Here is an 18,976-nt window from a genome sequence, read left to right on the forward strand (position 1 = left end):
GGGCGAAGTATGCCGCGGCGCGGGAGCGACTATGGCCTAGCGTGGACGTCGAGAGGTAGCGGAAATTCGCACCGATGGGTTGGCATCCGCCTCCGCCTTGCTGGCCAAAATGCGGCGTATGCAATCTTCAGGGTCCCTGATGATTTCGGCTGGGAAAAGACGAATCACCGTATACCCTTGTTCCCTGAGCCAGCGTTCGCGTTTCTCCTGTTTGATCACTGCCTCGAAAGGCTTGTCTTTGAACTTGAGATACCCATCGATCTCGATGACCAGCGTCCCCCACAGCAGGTCGACCCGGTAGTACCTCCCGATCCACATCTGCTCTCTCACCTTGATTCCGCGCAACGCCAACAGCACCCTCACAACGGACTCGAACGGCGACTCCGACAGTGATGAGCTCAAGGCGACAGCCTCTTTCACGCGGCCGATCCCCCGCTTGCCCCGCATGCGCTGCGCCACCGCCATAATGTCGTCGCACCACATCTGTTGCTGAAGCGGTGCCATTTCGCGGTACTGCCCGTCGATGGCCGCAGTAGCGTCCACGAGACCATGGAACCTGGCGATGTCTACGACGGTGCGGGGTGGCGTCGTCAGGCGAAGGGTTGCTCCCGCGCCCGCACGGTCGATCGGATCACGGACCACGGTGTCGATCTCGGGAACGCTGATGTGGCGGTACACCACCCCTGTCGGCCACTGCTTCTTCGGCGGAGGGTTGCCGTTGCACTGCGCCAGTTCAACCAGTTCATCCTTGTTGGGGATAACCCACATGCCGTGCATACGGGCAGCGGATCTCCCTACGAGCACCGATTTGTACGCAGCCGCCGAAACGGAATAGCAACGGAGATACTCCTGCTCGTGAGATTCAAGGCCATTCCAGTCAGCGATGGCGATGAACTTCGTTGCCGATAACTGTCGGCATTCTTGAGATTCGGCTGCTCGCTTAGACATAAGCATCCCAGCTAGGCGTGCGCGATCCATGGTCCCCCCAGATTCTGGCCATCCCCCGTTGACAGGTAAAGGCTAGCAAAGCGCACCCGCACGCGCCTGTCGATCCCCTCCCCGAAACAAGAACCGGCTACCTAGTACCGGCTGTGTGCCGGAAAAGGGCAAGGCAGCCGGTTGTAGGTAGCCGGTTTGCGCGTTGTGGTGCGGGAGGCGGGGCGGCGGCAAGGCTGGAGGGGCGGACCCAAACCCCCTACGCGTCGCGGGTCTCCAGCAGCACCACGCCAATGATCCACGCCGCGACGGCCCACACCGCGAAGATCAACAGCGACACGGGCAGCGTCCAGTCCTGGGTGGGGCTGTTGGTCATGAACGCCATGAGGTTGCCAAACGGCAGGAACTTGGCCACGTCGGCGCCGTAACGCGGGATGAAGCCGACGATGGATTCCACCAGCAGCATCATGCCCATGCCGGTGACCACTGCGCCCGAGGTGTTGCGCGTGATCCAGCCCACGCCCTGCTGGAACAGGGTGATCAGGGCCATGCCGAGGGGGATGGCCCACAGGGCGCGTCGGGAGGCGGTGTTGCTCACCCAATTCGCGGGCACGGGCGCGGTGAGATCGCCGACCATAAACGCGACGGCGAGCCCCACGAAGGTCAAAAGCGCGGCCAAAACAGCCCCGAGCACAAGCTTTGCGACGGCCACCTGCCACCGCTTCGGCGCCACCCTGAAGTTTGTCGGTGGGATGCCGAACCGGTACTCGGTGGTCACGGTCATGGAGGCCTGTACGATCACGACGATCGCGACGGTCAGGGCCATGGTCGCGGCGACGGTCAGGGGCGCATAGGGCATGCCGCCGAGTTTGGAAGCAAACCCGAACAGGGCTCCGTAGAAGGCGCCGAAGACGATGATCAGCGCGGAGGTCCACCAGAAGGAGGAGGTGGAGCGCAGTTTGGTCCACTCGGCGGGGAACAGGTTAAGCATTGGTACCTCCGGAGACGTACTGGGCGTGGCCCTCGGTGGATTGCATGTAGGCCTCTTCGAGGGAGGCGCGGCGCTCGGCAAGCTCGGACAGCGGCACCCCGGCGGCGAAGGCGACGCGGCCGACGTCATCGGAGGTGCGGTCCGGGATCTCGAACACGGCGCGGCCGTCGCCGTCGACCGCGCGCGTGAACGGCATGGCCACATCCGCGTGCTGCAGCGCCGCGGCCAGCGCGGCGGCGGCGTCTTCGGTGGGGGTGCGCACGATGGTGGTCACGCCGGAGTTTTCGCGGATGAACTCCGCCATGGACGTGTTGGCCACGAGGCGGCCGCGGCCGATGATGATCAGGTCCTCGGCGGTCTGCGCCATTTCGGCGAGCAGGTGGGAGGACACCAAAACGGTGCGCCCCTCGGCGGCCAGGGACTGCAGCAGTCCGCGCACCCAGCGGATGCCGGCGGGGTCGAGGCCGTTGACGGGCTCGTCCAGGATCAGGTATTCCGGGTCGCCGAGCAGCGCCGCCGCGATGCCAAGGCGTTGCCCCATGCCGAGGGAGAATCCGCCGACGCGTTTGCCGGCGACGTCGCTTAAGCCCACCAGCTCGAGCACCTCGTCGACGCGGGTGCGGGGCAGTCCGGCGGCTTGCGCTTGCCAGAGCAGGCTGGCGCGGGCGGAGCGGTTGGGGTGGACACCTTTGGCGTCGAGAAGCGCGCCCACTTTGCGCGACGGATTCTGCAGCGAGCGGTAGGGCACGCCGTCGATGAGCGCGGTGCCGGAGGTGGGGCGGTCCAGGCCCAGGATCATGCGCATGGTGGTGGATTTCCCTGCGCCGTTGGGTCCGAGGAAGCCGGTGACGACGCCGGGTTTGACGGTGAACGTGAGGTCGTCAACCGCTTGGACGGCGCCGTACCGTTTGGTCAGGCCTTGCACTTCAATCATGCGGTTCAGTATGCACCATGGCTTTCGCGAGCACATTGCTTAGCGACGCCGCAAAGCCCGGGTGCAGCTCAAACCCCGAAACGTCCGTCAGGGCAACCCAGCGCAGTTCCTCCGACTCTTCGTTGGCGGTCACGGCAAGCGGCGCCTCGCACAGCGCGATGACGGTGGTGTAGCTCCACTCCGGCAGGTCCGTGGTCACCACCTCTTCGACCACGTCGATGCGGCCCGGGTCGATGGCGCACTCCTCCACGGACTCGCGCACCGCCGCCTGCGCCGGGGTTTCGTGGCTGTCGCGGGCGCCGCCGGGGATGCCCCAGGTGCCGCCCTGGGCGGTCCAGTCGGCGCGGTGCTGCAGCAGCACTTTCGCGTCCGTTCCCCGGCCGGCGACAAGGAACAGGCCGGCGGCGCCGAAGCGCCCCCAGAGTTTTGTGCCGTCGGGTGTGGTGACCCAGCCGTTTCCGTCGCCAAGCATGGCCCCCACTGTAGGTGCGAACGGTTATTATTGCGGAATGGTGACGCAAAGCAGGCCGAGCGACGACGCGTGGCTCGACGAGCTTGAAGCGCGCCCGGCGCACCCGCGCCTGCACGGGGTCCTCCACGGCCCGCTAGCCGGGCCCTTAAGAATGGGGCGGCGCGGCCACGCGTTCGCGCAAACCACCCCGGGCAAGATCATCGTGGTGATGGTGCTGCTGACCGCCATGCTGCTGGCGGCGGGGCTGTCCATGAGCCAGTCCATGTCCAGCCGCAACCAGGCGCTGGACACCGTGCGCGAAGCCACGGAGCCGATGAGCGCGGCCGCGCACCTGCTGTCCACTTCCCTGCTGCGCGCGGACACCATCGCGGCGGGCGGGTTTGTCCAGCCCGGGCCGCTGTCGCACGAGGACGTGCAGGCCTACTCGGCGGCGCTGGACACGGCGGTCAGCTCCGCCGGCGAGATTTACAAGGGCGCGGTGGAAGCCGACACCGCCACCAGCGCGCGCATCGAGGAGCTGGTCAGCGACATTCAGCGGGACCTGCCCGTCTACGCAGGGTTGAACGAGCGCGCACGCGTGAACCAGCGCATGGGCAACCCGGTGGGCGTGGCGTACATGTCCGAGGCGTCCAGCATCATGCGCACCCGCATGCTGGTGGCGGCCTCGGAGATCAACGCGCTGACCCGCGATGATGTGGCCAAGGAGATGCGGCGTCTGTCCGAGCCGCAGTGGGTGCCGCTGTCCGGCCTGGTGGCGGCGCTGGGGTTCTTGGCGCTCACCCAGTGGTGGTTGTGGCGGGTGTTCCGCCGCCGCCTGAACAAGGGTTTTCTCGCCGGCACGCTCGCGGTGGTGGTGGCGTTGAGCTGGGCCGCGGTGTCGAACTACCAGTCCTGGCGCAACGGTTCTGTCGAGTACGAGCGGGCCGCGCAGCCGTGGGAGGAACTCACCGTCGCCCGTTTTGATGCACTGGAGACGCGCACGGACGAGACGTTCGCGCTTTTGCGCCGCCAGTCGGTGGTGCATTCGTCGCGGGCATTTGACGGCACGTATGCGTCGGTGAGCGCAGCGCTGGCAACGGCCGAGGAGTACGGCGGGGAGCAGCAGCTTATCGACGACGCACGCGACGCCCTGCGCACCTGGGCCTACGAGCACAACGAGCTGGTCGGCGCGCTGAACTCGGGCAGCTACGAGCAGGCGGCGGCGCTTCTGGCCTCCGGCGGCGGGGCGGGCGAGGCGCCGTTCAGGGAGCTGGACGCAACGCTGTCCAAGCTCATCGCCTCTTCAAGGGAGGGCACGCAGGCCTACATTGACGCCTCGTTGGACGCGACGCGGCAGGTCTCCGCGGTGGTGGCGCTGCTGTCCGTGCTGGCCGTGGTGTGCACGTGGCTGGGCATCCGTAGAAGGCTGGGTGAGTACTTGTGAGAAGGACGTGGGCCGTGTGCTCGGGGGTGACGGCGTTGGCGTTGTCGTTGGCGGGGTGCTCCGACGAGCCGTCGCCGGTGCGCGCCACCGTCGCCCCGGAGCAGGAAACCACAACCACCCGCGAGCTGCTGCCCCTGCCGCCCGGCGCGCAGCTCGAGGACGCGGAGGGTGTGCCTGCGGAGCCGTACGTGCCGTCGAAGCTGGACTGGGAAGGCTCACTGAACCCGCGGGGTACTGCGGAGGAAACCCCCAACGTGGACCGCATCAAACGCCGGGGCCGGCTGGTGGTGGGCATCGACCAGTCCCTGTATCTGCTGGCGTTCCGCGACACCGCGAGCGGCGAGCTGCGCGGGCTGGAGGTGGACCTCGCCCGCGCGATCGCCGCCGACATCTTCGGCGAGGACAACCCCGGGGTGAACCGGCTGGACCTGCGGTTCGTGGACTCGGCGGCGCGCGCCGAGGCGCTGAACCAGGGGGAGGTGGACGTGGTCATCCGCACCATGTCCATCACCCCGGAGCGTGCGAAGGCCATCGACTTTTCCACTCCGTACCTGACGTCGCGTGTGCGCGTGCTGGTGCCGCGGGACCGTGGTGTGGACGACATCAACCAGCTGAGCGGCAAAACAGTGTGCATCGTGGACGGCACCAACCTGACCCAGATCGCGCGCACCTTCACACCGCACTCGAATATTTTGCGCACCCGCTCCTGGTCGGACTGCCTGATGGCCACCCAACAGTTCCAGGCGGACGCGATCGTGGCGGATGATTCCATCCTGACCGGCCTGTCCGCCCAGGACCCGTACGCGACGATCCTGCCCGGCACGCTCGCGTCGCAGTACTACGGCGTGGGCATCCCGAAGGGCCAGGCGGACCTGGTGCGGCAGGTCAACTCGACGCTGGAGCGGATGCGTAACGACGGCACGTGGTCGCAGCTCTACTCCACCTGGCTCGGGGGCTCCATCGCGGAGTCGTCCCCGCCGCCGCTGATGTACCGCAAGGAGGAACAGTGAGCACCGAGCGAGACGAGCTGGATCCGCTGGAGCAGCACACCGAGGCGGTGGCCTTCGACCCGTTCGCCGACGATGAGGACGAGGAGCCGGGCACCGAAGCCGTCGCGTACGACCCCTTCGCCGACGACGACGAAGACTGGGACGACGGCTGGGGTTCCGACGGCGAGACGGACTACTCCGCCATGGGCGAGATGGCCGGCCTGCTCAAGGACCTGGACAAGCTGCGCGAGGGCGGCAACCGGGAGGACACCTCCCAGCGCTCGCGCCGCCTGGCACTGGACACCTTCCGCGAGCGCCGCGGCACCCGGCGCGCCACCCGCGTGGTTGCAGACGGCATGGTGGAGCTGCCCTGGGTGGAGCCCACCGAGCCGAAGGAAGCGCTGATCGACCCGGAGCCGGCCGTGGTGAAGAAGGGCATCGCCCCGCCCGTGCTGCATCCAGGCGACGTGGTGGCCAGCCAATACGAGATCATGGGCGTCATCGCCCACGGCGGCATGGGCTGGATCTACCTGGCCCAAGACCACCACGTGGCCGGCCGCGTGGTGGTGCTCAAAGGCCTGCACTCCACCGACAACCCCGACGAGGCGGCGGCCGCCGCGGCCGAGCGCGAATTCTTGGCGGAGATGACGCACCCCGGCATCGTGCAAATCTTCAACTTCATCGACGACCCGCGTGTGCCCGGCGGATTCACTGTGATGGAGTACGTGGGTGGGCCGAGTTTGCGGGCGTGGCGGAATGCGTCGACAAGCAAAGTGCTCCAACCAGACATTGCCATCGCCTACATCCTCGAAGTGCTGCCCGCACTGGACTACCTGCACTCGCGCGGGGTGGTGTACAACGACCTGAAGCCCGACAACATCATCGTCACCGAAGACCAGGTCAAGCTCATCGACATGGGCGCGGTCTCCGGCATCGGCGCCTTCGGGTTCATCTACGGCACGAAAGGATTCCAGGCGCCGGAGGTGTCCACCGAGGGGCCGTCGATCGCCTCCGACGTGTACACCGTGGGACGCACCCTCGCCTCGCTGGTGGTGGATCTGCCGCAAACCGACGGGGTGTACGACCCGGGCCTACCCTCCCCCATCGACGAGCCGCTGTTTCGCCAGTACACCTCCCTGTACCGGCTGCTCGCGCGCTGCTGCAACGAGGACCCCGAACAGCGTTTCACCAGCCTCACCGAGCTGGAGGCGCAGCTGCTCGGCGTCCTGCGTGAGATCATCGCCGTGCGCGACGGGCGCACCTTCCCCGCGCAGCACTCCCTGTTCTCCCCGCAACGCACAACGTTCGGCACCAAACACCTGGTCTTCCGCACCGACCAGCTCATCGACGGCATCGCCCGCAGCGTGGACATCACCCCGCAAGAAGTCGTCGCCGCGCTGCCGTCGCCGCTGATCAACCGCGAAGACGTCGGCGCCGCGATGCTGCAAGGCTCCTCGTATGCCGAGCCGCGCGAAACGCTGGAAACACTGCGCCAGGCCATGTCCACCCCGCAGTACGAGCACTCCATCGAAATCCCCTTCGGCGTCGTGCGCACCATGATCGACCTGGGCCTAACCTCCCAGGCGCGAACCTGGCTGCGCTCGCTCTCTGAACGCTTCGGCGACAACTGGCGCTACTCCTGGTACGCGGGTGTGGTGGAGACGCTTTTGGGCGACTTCGCCTCCGCCAAACTGTCGTTTTCGCAGGTGCTCAACCAGCTGCCCGGCGAGGCCGCACCCAAACTGGCGCTTGCCGCAGTCAGCGAGCTCATCCTGCAGGAGGGCGGGTACCAATCGAGCGAACTGCTTGACGACGAGCTCCCGCCCGCCGCCGCCGGCCTCACCCAACACCTCCGCGACATCCCGGACTCCGTGTTCGAGCACATGGCCTCCGCCGGATTCACAGACGGCACCTGGTCATTGACCGTGACCTCACCCGAAGGCCTGCGCTTCCACGCCACCCGCCTCTACGCCCTGGTGTGGATGACCAACCCCACCACCGTCTCCTCCGCCTTCGGCCTGGCGCGGATGCTCGTGTGCGAGGGCGAAGTGGGCCTGGCCATCAAGGCGCTGGACAAGGTGCCCAACGCGTCGCGGCACTACCGCATGGCGCAGCTGACCGCCATTTTGTGCCTGGTTGCCGAGGGCGCCACCGAAGACCAGATCCGCCTTGCCGCCCGTCGCCTGGAGCAGATCCCCTCCACCGAGCCGCGCTTTTTGCAGATCAAGGTGGCCGTGATCGAGGCCGGCCTGACGTACCTGCGCTCCCACCAGGCCTCCACCAACGTAGCGCTGTTCGAGTACCCGTTCACCATCCGGGGGCTGCGCCGCGGCCTGGCCCAGACGCTGCGGGAGCAGGCCCGGGTGGCGCCGTACCCGAAGCACCGGTACGCGCTGGTGGACCTGGCCAACAAGGTCCGCCCCGCCACCTGGTTCTAGGGTCTGGCTGGGGCGGGGCGCCCGCCGACGCTTCGCGGCGGAATCTGTCAGACCGGACCCATCGGACCAGGTCAGCACAAACGGCCGCCGCAATCTGTCAGGATTACGGCGGCCGTTTCGGGCGGGAGTGCTTAGATGAAGCCGCCCATCATGGCTGCCGCGCCGCCGAGGCCGACAACCGCCAGGATCGCAATGATCACGCCCACGATGGTGCCGGCGCTGCTGCCGGCCTCCTTGCCGCCCTTGCCGGTTTCGCCGGCCTGGGTCTTCGGGGTCGGCTCGCCCTGCGTCGGGGCCGTCTTCAGCTTCGGCGCCGGCTTCGGCTGAGTCGCGCCGTTGAGCTCGGTCACCGCTGGGCGGCGGTTGCCGGGCTGCACCGGCTCATTCGCGGCGGTGGGCACCGGCGCCGGCTTGGCCAAAGTGGGCTTCGCCGGGTCCTTCTTGCCCACGGTGTCGCGCGCAGCCTGGAGAAGCTTGGAGTTGCTCTTCTCCAAGTTCTTGACCAGATCGTCCATCTGCTTGGTGGTGTAGTTGAGCACCGAGAACTCGTTGGTCTCCTCCGCGACCAGGTGGCCCTGCGTGTTGTACACGCGGAACTTCACCGGCATGGTGGTGTTCTTGTAGCCCGCGGTGTTGGCGATAGGCACCTCGACGTTAAGCTTGCCGTGGTCGGTCAGTACGCCTTCCACCGGGTACGTCTTGCGAAACTTGCCGCCCGGGTAGTCCACCTGGAGGGTGAACTTGTGCAAGTCGATGCCCAGGTTGGACAGCTCCAGGTGCACCTTGGAGTCCGAGCGGTTGGCGATGATCACGTTCTTGATGCCCTCGCGCTTGCCCAGCACGCGGATGCCGGCCTTGCCGTTGTTCTCCTCCGCCGCCATGAGGACGAGTTCATCCACCTGCGGGTGGCTGTGGCCGGACTCCAACGGGTCCTCGGATACGCCGGCGGAACCGGTGGCCTTGGCAATCTCGCCGTTGACGATGTCCAGGTTTTGCCAGTCCGGGGCAATGTCGTAGTTGCCGGTGAAGCAATTCGCGGTGCCGTCGAAGCACGCCTGCGGGATGCTGATGTTGTCGTTGGCAGTGGAGTTCGTGTCCGAGTAGTCGAAGTGGCTGAACTGGTACAGGTAGTTCATCACGGACTTGTACTTGGGCACGTAGGAGTGGTCCGGTTTCTTCACGGCGGACGCGCCGGAGTGGGTCAGGCCCAGGTTGTGGCCGAATTCGTGGAGGATGGTGTTGCGCATCTGCTCCTGGGACGTCATCAGGTAGTTCTTTGCCACGTAGAAGGCGCCGTCGGAGATCAGTCCGTTGCCGGAGGACAGGTTGCCTGCCTCCTGCTGGTCGCCAATAATGCCGACGCGGAAGACGGACTGGCGCGCACCGAGCAGATTCTTGCGGTCCTTGACTAGGCGCACACCGGGCACCTCTGCGCGGCCGTTGTCGTCCTTGAAGTAGATCGGCGCGTAGTCGATGGTGTCGCCGCCTTGAGGCGTGATGCCCGGGATGTTGCTGTAGTACTCGCCGGCGTCGATGTGCAAGTTGTAGCCGCGGCGGTCGAACAGGTCCACCAGGTCGTTGAGGATCTTGCGCGACGGGCGGTAGACGTTCACGTTCGCGTCGGCGCACTCCAAGAACTCGCCGAAGTCCTGCTCCGTAGCTGCATAGTCGCGCTTCTCGGAGCAGCCATTGGTCTCCCACTCGGACTTCATCCAGTTCAACTGCAAAAACAGGTCCGGCTTGTTCGGGTCCGCGCCCCAACGGTGCAGCGGGAACTGGTTTCCGTCGGCGTCGGTGTAGCCGTTGATTTCCCAGTCGTCCGGGAGGCCGTCGCCGTCGGAATCCTGCAGCGCTTCGTTCGCGTCACCGGCGATAGTCATGCGGGCGCTCAGCGTTTCGGCGTTGGCTTCCCACACGCCCGCGAGGTAGTTCTCGCCGTCCCCCGCGTCGGTCTCTGCGGACTGCAGGCTCTTGCCCTTGCCGGTGGAATCGGCGCCCTCGAACTTGGTCTGCAGCTGGTAGCGGCTGCCCACGTCGACGGTGTACTCGTTGGTACCTTCCGCCGACGAGCTGATCGGGTAGTCCTGGCCGATCAGCGCGTCCGTGAGCACCAGCTTCAGGTCCTTGTTGCCGGAGGTGCTTTTCAGCTCCACCCGCACGTCCACTTCCTTGGAGGTAACGGTAAACGTGCGCACCAGCTGCACGCCGAGCTTCGGGTCGGTGTGGGTGAGGGTGACTACGTCGCCGTCCGCGTTCGAAGCGGGCTCCACCTTGGTGGCCTCGCCAGCGAACTCGACCTTCTTCCCGTCCGCGTACGCATCCAAGTAGAAGGCGGTGGGCATCAAGCCGTAGGTGAGGCTGTTGTACATCAGCCAGGACACGCGCCCCTTGTTCACGTCCACGTTCTGGAAGCCCTCGGCGACACCGGTGGTAACACCAACCAGGTGGCTCTTGGACAGGTCCACGGCCGCGTTCGCCTGAACCGGCAGCGCGACACCGGCGGTGAGGCCCAGCGCGACAGCAGCCGCGATCACTTTCTTCCCTGTGTGCATCATGTGCCTACATCCACCGCTCTAAAAAGTGTTGAAAACTATCTCGGTTATCATACAGAACCTTGCCAGCTGCGCCCAACAATCCAATCACCGCAAGCACCCACACCACCGGCGAGGGTTTCGAGGAGCCATCGGCCGCCGCACCATCCACATCGACAACGACCTTGAACTGGCCCGTGGAGCCGTCGGCAAGCAACACGTTCACCGGAATCTCCTTGACCTGCCCGGCGGCATCAGCCGGAACATGCACGTCCAGCACGCCGCGGGCGCGGTCCAGAGACACCTCCCAGCCGTCCGCGTCGAACTCGCCCAGGCTGAACGGCTGGTCTGCGGCCTTGCTGGGCACCGGCAGCGTGACTCGTGTGGTGGAGTCGGGGCGGCCGACAGCGGAGACGTCGTTAAGCATGATGCTCTCAGCGAGCGTGTCCTTGCCGGACTTGGTGCGGACCTCAACCCGAGCAGACGTGATCGTGTGCGAGGAATCCTCGAACGTGACCTGCACCGGAATGTCGCGCGGCCCCGGGACAGTGCCGTCGTAGCTCGCGACGGTGAGCTCGCCCGTAACCGAATCCACCTTCGTGCGCAGCCCAGGAATCGGCTTGACCAGGGAGAACGACGCGCCCGAAACATTCGGCCGCAAAATGGCGGTTTGGCCAGCGTTGATGGTCACACGCGGGTACGTCACCTGCGTTAGCGCCGCAGTGCCGCGCACGGTAGTTGCCGGCACCTCCACGACACGCTGGGAACCGTCAGCAAAGGTCACCACCACCGGGATCAGCGTCGCCTGCGGGTCAGCCTCATCACCGTTGCGGACAGCCGTAATGGCACCCGTTTTCGGGTCCACAGAGGCCTGCCACCCTTCCGCATCGAAGGACGCTGCCAGCGCAAACGAGGTGCCCGCCGGAGCCTGGCTCGGTTCAACAGTGACCGGAGTGCCAGCCTCCGTCACCTTGACCGGGCGCCAGGACACCGCCTGGTTGGCAGCCTCCGACTGCGTGGCCACCGGCACCACCATCTCCTGCACAGAACCGTCCGGCAACGTCAGCTTCAACGGGATGTCAAAGTTTGCGCCAACCGGAGCCTCCTCCGAAACCTTGACGGTGATCGCGCCCGTCTCCGGGTCAATCTCCACCGGCAGCGCCGTGAGACCCGTCTGCTCGAAAGTCGCGCCCGGAGGCATCGAACCCGCGGGGAACATGCGGATGTTGCCGTCCGCGTCGAAGAACGGCTTGCCGTAGCCCCCGGCCGTGTTCGCCTGCGCCAGCGACTGGCCCGTCAGCGACGCGATACGGGCGAAAACGGTGGGCTTGTTCTCCTCGTCCGAAGTCGTGCCGTCGGCGTACAGCACCGTCACCGGAACAGTGATCGGCTCCGGGTCCTCCTCCGGAGCGGTGGCATACACCGCGCCGGTATCCGGGTCGATACTGACATCCCAGCCCTTGTACGCCTTTTCGGCGCCGAGCTCGTTGCCCTTGTCGTCGTACACCGGGGCTAGGGCGTACTGGCCAACGTTCTCGCGATCCTTGTTGACGGGGTACGTACCGTCGATAAGTGGCACGACAACGGTCTTGCCCGGCTGCGCGCCGAGTCCCTCCTGGTAGGCAGGTGCATACGCCTCGTTCTGCGCGGCGGCGTCGACGTGGAAGACTGCGGTTGCCTTGCCCGTGGTGCCGTCCGGGTACGTGAAATCGACGGGAACCTCGATGGTTTCCCCCGCCGGGGTACGCAGCGGCGCCTTCACAGTGACAACACCGGTGTCCGGGTCCACAGTTCCCTCAGCACTCTTCGTGGAGAACTTCGTGCCCGCGGGAAGCGGCTGCCCCGTGTACTTCACACCGTCGCGGTCGACGACCGCGATTGGCCGGCGGCTGGAGTTCGTCTTGCCCGCCTGGACATAAGAGTCCTTGTACTCCATGCCGCTAATCCGGTCGGAGTCGCTCACCGGCGCCGTGACCTTGACCGTGACGGTGTCGCGCTCCCCTGCTTCGGAGACCACATCAACCTTGTACGTGCCCGGATCGACATCACGGCCCGGCTCCGCCACCACCTGGCCGTCCGAGGCCACAGACAGCCACTCCGGCGCATCGCCGTCCACGCGCACGTTGACGGTCTTGGACGGCTTACGGGAAGGCACCGTCACCTTAGTGGTGCCAGCCTGCACGGTCAGCGTTTTCCATGCGAAGTCGTCCACCGACGGAGCGGGCTTCGAGGTGGTGGGCTTGGTGGTCTGTTGTGCCGAGGTGGTCGGCTTTGCGGTGGTGGGCTTCGGGGTGGTGGGTTGCGCGGACGTTGCCTGCCCCGAAGTCGGCTGTGCCGAGGTGGTTGGCTTGGTGGTGGGCTTCGGCGCTGGCTGAGTCGTCTGTCGGCCCGAGGTCGGGGTTGCCGAAGTCGGCTTCGTGGTCGTCGGCTCAGACGTCGTTGTTTCCGGTGTCGTCGAATCACCTGACCCCTCAACCTGGATATCGATGGTGTCGGTGATGACCTTGGCGTCGTTAGTGATGATCTCGACTTTCGCCTTGCCCGAGGCCTTCGGCGTGCCTTTGATCTTGCTCTCTTCGTCGTCGTAGGTCAGACCGTCCGGCAGGTCTGTGACCTCAACGGAAGATGCATTCTCCGTGGGGATTTTAATGTCGACTGACTCGCCGGGCTTCACCGGCTTCGGATCCTCGACAAAGTTCTCTTCGACTGGGGCAGGCAGGTCAGCAGAGTCTTTCACCGTGATGGTGAAGGTTTGCTCGAGCGGCCCGTTGGCGCCTTCAACGACGCTGCCCCCCTCAACCAGCTGGGTTTTCACCTCAAAGGTGCCGGTTTCAGTCGGGGTGCCTTTAAGGAAAATGTGCTTGATATTGCCGAAGTTGCGCAGGTCCGCGGTGATGCCTGCTGGCAGCGTCGATTCGTCGATGGTTAGTCCCGAGTCGTACGTAGCGCGGTTGACGCGGATATCAACAGGGTTAATTTCCCTGCCAGTCCAGTAGACCTTGTCGGCCTGGTCGACGTAGACCGGGTCGGGTTGCAAGCTAATTGGGGCGCCGACAACCTTGGTGGAATTGTCCTTGAAGGTGAATTCCACATTGATCGTGTCGGTCTCCGGAAGCTCAGCATCCGAGTCCGGGGTAATGGAAATTTCACCCGTCGCTGGATCGACCGTTGCACCCCAGCCAGGGTTTACACCGTCGGCCAGCTTGTAGCTGGTCGGCGGGTAGACGGTCAAAGCGTTAGTGTTCGGACTGATCTTGGTCGTATCTCCGTATTTCACCGTGGTGGAAGACGGGTATTTCACCCACGACCTATCGGCGTCAGTCCGTTTTGAAAGCTGCGCCGCCGCCTGCGACGACGTCTGCGGGGCTGCAACCGGCTGGATGCCTGTCACCACAAGCGACAGGCCGAGCGCGCACGCGGCTACCGACGTCCCACGTCGTCGCGCAAATGCGCGGTCATGCTTTCCAGTCATTGCAAGACCCCTTTTCTGAAGCTTTCATCTATTGCCGACTCAATCAACAGCCAACAATACGGTTTTCTGCACCCGCAAATGTATAGGGCACTAACCCATGAAGACAACACAATTATGGTTTACGGAGCAGCAAGGCAGTCCAACAAAGACCAACGCAGTCCCCTGCCCTGCTACGCCCGCAACACAGACAGTTTTTGTGCAATCAATCACAGCAAGAGGAATCATCATACGTCTGCCTGCAGTGCGGTCAATTTCATCTGCTAGTTGCCCGAACCGGCTCCTAGCAGATCAGCCCGCAATCGAACCCGCTTTTCAATATCACCTGGAGCGACGCAAACTTGGACACTTGATCTGCTAGTTGCCGGTTTTAGGCAACTAGCAGATTGCCTATCGACGCCTCCGGCACCCACGCCAGCAGCCCCCACCAACACCAAGATCGCTGACCGTCTAGCAGCACCACACGACCTGCTAGACGATCCGCGAACCGGCTCCGCATTTCACCAGGTGATGATGGCAATGAGTTTCAGTATCAGGCTGACCGTCTAGCACCCGCCGCACGCTGCTAGACGATCAGGCAACAGAGCAGCAAAAAGCCCCGGCGCCAGGACTCGCCTGGTGCCGGGGCACGAGAAACCGCCGGGCTACCCCACGCGGGCAGCGACGGCGGCGGCCTTCTGCGCGATGGCCAGCTCCTCGTTGGTGGGCACGACAAGGACCTTCACCTTGGAGTCGTCGGTGGAGATGATGCGCGGGCCGTCGTTGGGCAGCGCGTTTTTCTCCGGATCGATCTCGATGCCGTACATCTTCAGGTTGTCCAGAGCGTCCATGCGCACGTGCTGGTCGTTCTCGCCGACGCCGGCGGTGAACGTGATGGCGTCCACGCGGCCGAGCGCGATCATGTAGGAGCCGATGAAGCGGCGCAGCTGGTTCAGGTAGACCATGTAGGCCAGCCAGGCGTTTTCGTTCTCTTCCTCGATCATGGCGCGTAGCTCGCGGAAGTCGTTGACGCCGGACAGGCCCTTCACGCCGGACTGGCGGTTGAGCAGGTTGTCAATCTCGTCGATGGACATGCCGCCCTGGCGCACCAGGTGGAAGATGATGCCGGGGTCGATGTCGCCGGAGCGGGTGCCCATGGCCAGGCCGGCCAGCGGGGTCAGGCCCATGGAGGTGTCAATCGGATGTCCGTTGGCCACGGCCGACGCGGAAGCACCGTTGCCCAGGTGCAGCACGATCTGGCGGGTGTGGTTCGGGTCGCGGCCGATCAGCTCCGGCACCTGGGAGGAGACAAACTCGTGGGAGGTGCCGTGGAAGCCGTAGCGGCGGATCAGGTTCTGCTCCGCCACCTCGGCGTTGATCGCGTACAGGGCGGCGGCCGGCGGCAGGTCGCGGAAGAAGCCGGTGTCGAACACCGCCACGTGCGGGATGTCCGGCAGCAGGGCGCGGGCGACCTCGATGCCGTCGATGTTGGCCGGGTTGTGCAGCGGCGCCAGCGGGATCAGGTCGCGGATCATGTCCACCACCGGATCCAGGATCAGCTCCGGCTCGGAGAAGACCATGCCGCCGTGGACGACGCGGTGGCCTGCGGCGACGATGTCGAGTTGTGTCGGGCCGATGCCTTTGGCGTCGAGAAGCTTGAAGGTTTCCTGCAGGCCGTCAGCATGGGTGGGCACGGCCTTTTGCACGACGTACTTCTGGCCGTCGTACTTGATGGTGATGCGGCCCTGCGGCTCGCCGATCTGCTCGACCAGGCCGGAGACGAACGGGTCCGCGGACGCGTCCGAGGTCGGGTCGACGATCTGGAACTTGATCGAGGAGGAACCGGAGTTGATAACGAGTACGTAGGACATTTACTTCGCCCCCGCCTGGATCGCCGTGATGGCCACGGTATTGACGATGTCGGGCACGGTCGCGCCGCGGGACAGGTCGTTGACCGGCTTGTTCAGGCCCTGCAGCACCGGGCCGACGGCGAGTGCGCCGCCGGTGCGCTGGGCGATCTTGTAACCCGCGTTGCCCGCCTCCAGGTCGGGGAAGATGAACACGTTGGCCTGGCCGGCAACCGGGGAATCCGGGGCCTTCTTCTTGCCGACGCCCGGGTCGCAGGCGGCGTCGAACTGCAGGGGTCCGTCGATGGCCACATCCGGTGCGAGCTCCTTGGCCTTCGCGGTCGCCTCCACGGCGCGCTCCACGTCCGGGCCGGCACCGGAGCTACCGGTGGAGTAGGACAGGACGGCCACCTTCGGGTCGATGCCGAACTGCGCGGCGGTCTTCGCGGACACGGCTGCGATCTCGCCGATCTGCTCCGCGGTCGGGTTCGGGTTCACGGCGCAATCGCCGAACGCCCAGAGGCGGTCCTGCATGACCATGAGGAAGATCGAGGACACCACGGACGCGCCCGGGGCGGTCTTGATGATCTGGAAGGACGGCTTGATCGTGTGCGCGGTGGTGTGCGCGGCGCCGGAGACCATGCCGTCCGCAAGCCCCTTGTGCACCATCATGGTGCCGAAGTAGGAGACGTCCTTCATGGTCTCGCGCGCCTCTTCAATGGTCACGCCCTTCTTCTTGCGCAGCTCAGCGAACTCGGCGGCGAACTCCTCGGCCAGCTCGGATTCGAGGTGGTTGACCAGGTTCGCGCCGCTGATGTCCAGGCCCAGGTCAGCTGCGCGGCGGTTCATGTCGTCCACGTCGCCGAGGATGGTCAGCTCGGCCACGCCCTGCTTGAGCAGCTGGTCCGCGGCCTGCAGGATGCGGTCGTCCTCGCCCTCCGGCAGCACCACGTGCTTGCGGTTGGCGCGCGCCTGCTCGATCAGCTGGCGCTCGAACACCATGGGGCTCATCACCTGCCGGGCGTCGGTGCCGGCGACCTCAACGTCCGAAAGATCGCCATTGCTTATCGACGCCACGGTCGCCCCCAACTCCCCAATCCTCGCTGCCGCGAGCTTGGCAGCCGCGTCGTCGCCTGCGGCGAGCAGCACCGGAGCACCGATGGCGGCGGCGAGCTGCGCATCGAAATTGTAGTCGCCGGTGCCGGCGTACAGGGCCGGCTCTTCGGTGACCTGCTCGGAGTTGAAGATTTCTGCCACGCTGTCACCCGAAAGTCGCACCAGGGGCAGCTCCAGACGGCTGGCAAGCTGCTGCAGATCCAGGCCGTCAAAGGTGCGGTTTGCAAGGGTTACCAGCAATGATTGGCGTTGAGACATGGCTTCACCTTTCGTCGTGGGCAAACATGCAACAGTTTACCGGTGCGAGCCCCGTCAAGACGAACTGAATGGTGTGATCTAATTCTCGCCGGGTTTTCCGTCGACTCTGTAGATCTCGCGGACTGCCTCATCGGTGCGCTGGCGGGCCTCCGCCGCGGAATCGGCCGTGGCGAGGACCAGGGTGCCGTCGCCAAGCATCCGCACCGTCACCTCCTCCACCGCCATCGCCGCGGCGAGCGCGGCCTGCGACGGGTGCCCCTCCAAAAAACGCACCGCGCCCGGGCTGATCAACGTCGAATCAATGGGCAGCCGCTGCGTCGCGTGCGCCTGCAGGTCGAACTGGTTGATGCGCTGGGTGACAAACGTGACCAACCCGTCGCGGCTCGGGCGCGGGGTGACCTGGGAGAAGTAGACATCGTCGCCGGAGACGAACATCTCCACCGAAAAGATGCCGCAGCTGGCCAACGCGCCGGTGATGCGCGCCGCGATGGAGCGCGCGTTATCCATCGCCGCTTCAGGCAGCGGCGCAGGCTGCCAACTTTCGACGAGCTTGCCGTCGCGGTGGCGGGTACCAATCGGCTCGCAGAACCACGTAGCCAACTCGCCCGTCTCCGGGTCGATGGAGCGCGCGGCAAGGATGGTGACCTCGAAATCGAAGTCGATGAAGCGCTCCACCACCGCACCCTGGCCCAGGCCACGATCGGCGGCGCGCCACGCATCAGCGAGATCCCCGTCGCTGTGCACAATGCTGAAGCCCTCGCCGTCCTTGCTGGTCGGCGCCTTGACCACGCAGGGGTAGCCGATCCGATCCACCGCGTCGTGCATCTCCTGGGGAGTCGAGGCGTACTCGTAGTCCAAAACGGGAAGGCCCAGCTCCTCGTTTGCCTGCTTACGCACGGCCATCCGGTCCGCCGTGTGGCGGCACGCCTCCACCGACGGGGCCACCACCGCGCCGACGCGCTGTGAGACCTCCTCCACCGTCTCGATCGTGTCCTCGGCATCGCCCGACGTGACGATGATGCCCGGGTAGAACACCTCCGCGATACTCGCGGCGCCGATGCGGGTGTCAAACCCCATGCGCTTGTAGGCCTGCTCCAGGTCCAGCGCCATCGCAGACTCGCCCAGGATCAGCGCCCGGCGCGGCATCTCCGCCGGTTCCTCGCTGGTAGCGGGCGCGGCGGGGACGGTGGGGATGGCGCCCGTGTCGTCGGCGGAGCGGTCTGTGTTGGCCCCGGTGTTTGGGTTGGGGTTGGGCCCGGCTGGGCGCTCGGCTGGGCGCTCGGAGGGGTGCTCTGCAGAGTGCGGAACAGTCATGGGAGCTGATTATCCCACAGTTCCAAGTGCGGGCTGGTACGCAAACGCGTGACGTGCGGGGATGGCCGGTTGCCGTACTGGTATTCGCTGGCACGGACCGCTTTCGTTTGCTCGGGCTGCTTGCTACTGTTCTACGCGAAAAGGCTCTACGGAGTCGGAGACTGAAAGCGGGTCTGCTGGTTTTCACCAGCACGGCCCGCTTTCGTTTGCGTTTACTCGGACAGACCCTGGGATCTTCACCCTGGGATCGGCCGGAGTTGTCAGTGGGTGAATGCGCCA

At 65.5% G+C, this 18,976-nt stretch carries 12 protein-coding genes; 3 read left to right on the forward strand and 9 right to left on the reverse strand.

Annotated features, from left to right (window positions below):
* Positions 1–36 precede the first annotated feature (36 nt).
* The 4 genes from HMPREF2791_RS05105 to HMPREF2791_RS05120 all read right to left on the reverse strand — a co-directional run bounded on the left by HMPREF2791_RS05105 (position 37) and on the right by HMPREF2791_RS05120 (position 3,333).
* On the reverse strand, positions 37–948 hold the full coding sequence (locus HMPREF2791_RS05105; protein ID WP_168160608.1) for an endonuclease domain-containing protein: 912 nt from the start codon (positions 946–948) through the stop codon (positions 37–39).
* 247 nt (positions 949–1,195) lie between these two features.
* Complete coding sequence (locus HMPREF2791_RS05110; RefSeq protein ID WP_070844628.1) at positions 1,196–1,927, reverse strand: hypothetical protein; 732 nt, start codon at positions 1,925–1,927, stop codon at positions 1,196–1,198.
* The gene (locus HMPREF2791_RS05115; protein WP_070474765.1) at positions 1,920–2,861 is read right to left on the reverse strand and encodes an ABC transporter ATP-binding protein; all 942 of its coding nucleotides are present in this window, start codon (positions 2,859–2,861) and stop codon (positions 1,920–1,922) included. Before HMPREF2791_RS05115 ends, HMPREF2791_RS05110 begins: the two co-directional genes overlap by 8 nt.
* Positions 2,854–3,333, reverse strand: coding sequence for an NUDIX hydrolase (locus HMPREF2791_RS05120; protein WP_070474766.1), 480 nt, complete (start codon positions 3,331–3,333; stop codon positions 2,854–2,856). The genes HMPREF2791_RS05115 and HMPREF2791_RS05120 overlap by 8 nt, the downstream gene beginning before the upstream one ends.
* Before the next feature lie 37 nt (positions 3,334–3,370).
* Between HMPREF2791_RS05120 and HMPREF2791_RS05125 the strand changes: the two genes are divergently transcribed.
* Genes HMPREF2791_RS05125 through HMPREF2791_RS05135 form a run of 3 tightly spaced genes read left to right on the forward strand, consistent with a single transcriptional unit; the run spans position 3,371 to position 8,183 of the window.
* The gene (locus HMPREF2791_RS05125) at positions 3,371–4,756 is read left to right on the forward strand and encodes a hypothetical protein (protein ID WP_070474767.1); all 1,386 of its coding nucleotides are present in this window, start codon (positions 3,371–3,373) and stop codon (positions 4,754–4,756) included.
* Positions 4,753–5,766 (forward strand): glutamate ABC transporter substrate-binding protein, encoded by a 1,014-nt coding sequence (locus HMPREF2791_RS05130; protein WP_070844629.1) that lies wholly within the window; start codon positions 4,753–4,755, stop codon positions 5,764–5,766. Before HMPREF2791_RS05125 ends, HMPREF2791_RS05130 begins: the two co-directional genes overlap by 4 nt.
* On the forward strand, positions 5,763–8,183 hold the full coding sequence (locus HMPREF2791_RS05135; protein ID WP_070844630.1) for a serine/threonine protein kinase: 2,421 nt from the start codon (positions 5,763–5,765) through the stop codon (positions 8,181–8,183). The genes HMPREF2791_RS05130 and HMPREF2791_RS05135 overlap by 4 nt, the downstream gene beginning before the upstream one ends.
* Positions 8,184–8,314: 131 nt before the next feature.
* On the opposite strand, the gene HMPREF2791_RS05140 is transcribed toward HMPREF2791_RS05135, so the two are convergent.
* The 5 genes from HMPREF2791_RS05140 to HMPREF2791_RS05160 all read right to left on the reverse strand — a co-directional run bounded on the left by HMPREF2791_RS05140 (position 8,315) and on the right by HMPREF2791_RS05160 (position 18,697).
* On the reverse strand, positions 8,315–10,738 hold the full coding sequence (locus HMPREF2791_RS05140; protein ID WP_070844631.1) for a hypothetical protein: 2,424 nt from the start codon (positions 10,736–10,738) through the stop codon (positions 8,315–8,317).
* A 4-nt stretch (positions 10,739–10,742) separates the two neighbouring features.
* Entirely contained in the window at positions 10,743–14,186 is a 3,444-nt protein-coding gene (locus tag HMPREF2791_RS05145) for a Rib/alpha-like domain-containing protein (RefSeq protein ID WP_141764922.1), read from the reverse strand.
* Positions 14,187–14,827: 641 nt separating this feature from the next.
* Positions 14,828–16,033 (reverse strand): acetate kinase, encoded by a 1,206-nt coding sequence (locus tag HMPREF2791_RS05150; protein WP_070474772.1) that lies wholly within the window; start codon positions 16,031–16,033, stop codon positions 14,828–14,830.
* A complete protein-coding gene (gene pta / locus HMPREF2791_RS05155; protein WP_070844633.1) occupies positions 16,034–17,383 on the reverse strand; it encodes a phosphate acetyltransferase in 1,350 nt (449 codons plus the stop codon).
* Between the two features lie 78 nt (positions 17,384–17,461).
* On the reverse strand, positions 17,462–18,697 hold the full coding sequence (locus tag HMPREF2791_RS05160) for an ATP-grasp domain-containing protein (protein ID WP_246825442.1): 1,236 nt from the start codon (positions 18,695–18,697) through the stop codon (positions 17,462–17,464).
* Positions 18,698–18,976: the final 279 nt, after the last annotated feature.

The organism is Corynebacterium sp. HMSC034A01, assembly GCF_001838175.1.
Classification (GTDB): domain Bacteria; phylum Actinomycetota; class Actinomycetes; order Mycobacteriales; family Mycobacteriaceae; genus Corynebacterium.